At 69.6% G+C, this 3,581-nt stretch carries 3 protein-coding genes; all 3 read right to left on the bottom strand.

The annotated features are described in order from the left end of the window. The coding region (locus tag ACFTZL_RS42655; protein WP_382595328.1) for a S8 family serine peptidase at positions 1-1,063 on the bottom strand (1,063 nt) is incomplete at its 3' end. Between the two features lie 195 nt (positions 1,064-1,258). Continuing rightward, positions 1,259-1,942: an ABC transporter ATP-binding protein gene (locus ACFTZL_RS42650; RefSeq protein WP_382595326.1), complete on the bottom strand. Its 684-nt coding sequence runs from the start codon at positions 1,940-1,942 to the stop codon at positions 1,259-1,261. Between the two features lie 106 nt (positions 1,943-2,048). Then, positions 2,049-3,503, bottom strand: a complete 1,455-nt coding sequence (locus ACFTZL_RS42645) for an ABC transporter permease (RefSeq protein ID WP_382595323.1) — start codon at positions 3,501-3,503, stop codon at positions 2,049-2,051. Positions 3,504-3,581: the final 78 nt, after the last annotated feature.

Below are 3,581 nucleotides of genomic sequence, written 5' to 3'. Positions count from 1 at the left end.
CGGCGATGGCGAACAGGATGCCCTTCTCCTCGGACAGCTTGTTCACCGCCGCTTCCAGCGGGTCGATCGCGGGCGTGTCGCCGCCGCCCAGGCTCATGTTGACGACGTCGGCGCCCTCGGCTGCGGCCCACTCGATGCCGGCGAGGACCTCGGAGTCGCTGCCGAATCCGCCGTCGTCGAGCACCTTGCCGTTGAGGACCTTCGCGCCGGGCGCGACGCCCTTGTACTTGCCGCCGGACTTCGCGCCGGTGCCCGCCGCGATCGAGGCGACGTGCGTGCCGTGGCCGACCTTGTCGGTGGTGTCGGGCGAGGTGGTGAAGTTCTTGGCGCCGATCACCTGGCCCTTGAGGTCGGCGTGGGTGGCGTCGACACCGGTGTCGAGGACGGCGATCTTCACGCCCTTGCCGTCGAAGCCGGCCGACCACGCCTTGGGGGCGCCGATCTGCGCGACGGACTTGTCGAGGCTGGCCTTGCGGACGCCGTCGAGCCAGACGTGCGCGATGCCGGATGCGGTCTTGTCGCCGTTGGTGACCGCGTCCCACAGGTCGGGCGTGTCCTCCTTGGGCGTCTGCACCGCGTCCGCGTTCACGGACTTCAGCGAGTGGCTCAGCGTGCCCGCGTCGCGGACGTCGGCCTTGGTGGCCGTGGCGCTGCCCTGGTAGCCGACGATGACCTTCAGGCCCTTCTTCTGGGCCTTGCGGGTCGTGGACTTGTTGAGCTCGGTGACGTCGAAGAGCCGCTGGTCGAGCTTGCCGGTGGCGACCAGGCGGGCCGCGTCGGCGGGGATCACGAGGGTGTGGCCGTCGAGCTTGCGGACCTGGACGGGAATGTCCTCGCGTCCCTTGGCCCGCTCCAGGCCGACGACGCGCCCCTTGGCGTCCAGGACGACCCGGTCGCCGGTGATCAGCGTGATGCGGTGCTTGGCGGTGAGCGAGGTGGGCTTGGAGGCTGCGGCCGTCTGCTCGCCGTTCGCCGACGCCGGGCTGGTCATACCCGCCGCCAGGGCCACGGCCGCCGCTGTGGCGACCGTGGCCGCGCACGCCTTTTTCACTTGTCTGCGCAAGATTCCCCCTTGCAGAAGAACCAGGTGAATTCCCCGTTCACCCGGCCGGGGGTGGTCTCGTACGCATGGCCGTACACCCCCCGGAATACGCAGTATGCCGAGGGGTGATCAGGTGCTCAATAGATGAGAAGAAGGTAAGAAGTCCGTCGGCTGACTGTTACACGGCCGCCGGAACTCCGTTACAGGACCGCATGGTTACGCCCGGGCGTTCTCCTGGACGGTGATCCGCCCCTTGCGGATGGTCGCCACGCGCGGGGCCTGCTTAGCGATGGCCGAGTCGTGGGTGACCATGACGAAAGTGAGCCCGAGCTCCTTCCACATGCGGATCAGCACGTCCATGATCTCATCGCGCATCGACTCGTCGAGATTGCCGGTGGGTTCGTCGGCGAGCAGCACCTTCGGCTGTTTCACGAGGGCCCGGGCGATGGCGACGCGCTGCTGCTGGCCGCCGGACATCTCGCCGGGCAGATGCGCGAGGCGTTCGCGGAGGCCGACCGATTCCAGTGCCTCCGCGGCCCGTTCGCGGCGCTGTTTCGCCTTCATGCCGAGCGGGACGAGGGCGGTCTCCACGTTTTCCTGTGCGGTGAGCGTCGGGATCAGGTTGAAGGACTGGAAGACGAAGCCGATGCTTTCGCTGCGGACGCGGGTGAGGCGTGCCTCGGGCAGCGCGGCGAGGTCGGTGCCGTCGAGGACGACCTGGCCGGAGGTGGGGCGGTCGAGGCCGCCGAGCATTTGAAGCAGGGTGGATTTTCCGCCGCCCGTGGGGCCCTGGATGACCAGTCTGTCGCCGTCGGGGATGGTGAGGTCTATTCCGTCGAGGGCTTGGACGGTGTCTTTGGCTCGGGTGTAGTGCTTGGTGACCGCTCTTAGTTCGTACATGGTTCGGGCTCCTGTGGATCGTCTTTTGGGTGCGGGCCGTGGAGGGCTGGTCGCGCCCACGCGGCGGAGCCGCACATGGATGCAGCCCCGCGCCCCTGAAAGGGCGTTACTCGACTCGGCGTAGTGCGTCCGCCGGGCGGAGTCGCGAAGCCCGCCACCCGCCGAACGCTCCGGCGATCAGACCGCCTGCCACCGCCAGCCCCACCGCCAGCGCGATCGTCGTCAGGGCGACCGGTGCGGTGAGGGCGACGTCGAGGGTCTTCGTCGCGGCCTGGCGGCCGGGGCCGCCGAAGCCCCCTCTGAAGCCGTCACCGCCCCCAGAGCCCAACTGCGCCTGGAGCGTGGGACTCACCGCCGTCACGGCATACGCCCCCGCCAACCCCAGCGCGATCCCCAACACCCCGCCCACCAGCCCGTTGACGACCGCCTCTCCGACCACCTGCCGCGTCACCCGGCCCGACTTCCAGCCCAGGGCCTTGAGCGTGCCGAACTCGCGCACCCGGCGGGAGACCGCCGAGGACGTGAGGAGGCCCGCGACCAGGAACGCGGCCACGAGCACCACGACCGACAGCCACTTGCCGACACTCGCCGCCAGCGAGGACGCCGTGGACAGCGAGCCGGACACCGTGTCCGCGAGGTCGGCGGAGGTCGTCACCGTCGTGCCGGAGATGTTCTTCTGCAGGGCCGACTTGACGGAGTCGATCCGCTGCGAGTCGGTCGCCTTGACATAGACCGTGGTGACCTTGTCCTTCGCGTCGGCCAGGGTCTGTGCCCGTCGCAGCGGGATGTAGAGGTCGGCGGCCGCGTCCCCGCTGTCGGCCGTGGCGATGCCGACGACCTCGAACTTGGTTCCCTTGACGGTGACCGTGGACCCCGCCTTGAGCTTCTTCTCCTTGGCGTACGCCGAGTCCGCCACGGCGACCTCGGCGTCGGTCTCGCTCGTCCTGAACGCACGGCCGCTGGTGATCTTGGAAGAGGTCAGCGGGCCGAGAGCCGGCTTGGTGACGTCCGTGCCGTAGACGGAGTAGCTGTTGACGTCGAAGTCGGCGCCGCCGCCCTCGACGCGGCCCTGCGGGGACGGCTGGGCACCCCCGAGGCCGCCGCCCCGGCCGCCTTCCTGCCCGCCGCCTTCGCCCTGCTGGAACCGGCCCCGCGTGAACTCGCCGCTGACCTTGACGACCTGGAGGCTCAGCCCGCCCACCGCGTCCGCGACCCCGCTCTGCGCGTCGACCTTGCCCACGGTCGAGCTCGCCAGCGTCTGGAAGCCCTGCACCACGACCCGGTCGCTGCTCTGCTCACCGCCGGAGCCGTCGTCCTGGGCGTCGAAGCGGAAGCGGGGCCGCTCGGCGCCGCTCCCGGCCGGTGCGGCGGCCTTGGTCACGGTCATGTCCGTGCCCAGCCCGTACAGCGACTGGAGGACCTTGTCCTGGGCCTTGCTCATGCCGGCGGACACGGAGGTGACGACGATGACCAGCGCGATACCCAGCGCGAGGCCGGAGGCGACGACGAGGGCCGCCTTTCTGCGGCGGCGCAGCTCGCGCCTCAAATAGGTGAAGAACATGGCCGCAAGCTAGGGACGGTCTGTGATGAGCGCTTGAGCCACGCATAAGAGCTGGATGAGAAGAGCCGTGGACACGAC

The sequence above is a fragment of the Streptomyces sp. NPDC056948 genome (assembly GCF_042674225.1).
Lineage (GTDB): Bacteria > Actinomycetota > Actinomycetes > Streptomycetales > Streptomycetaceae > Streptomyces > Streptomyces purpurascens.
This window is presented reverse-complemented; position numbering and strand designations above follow the sequence as displayed.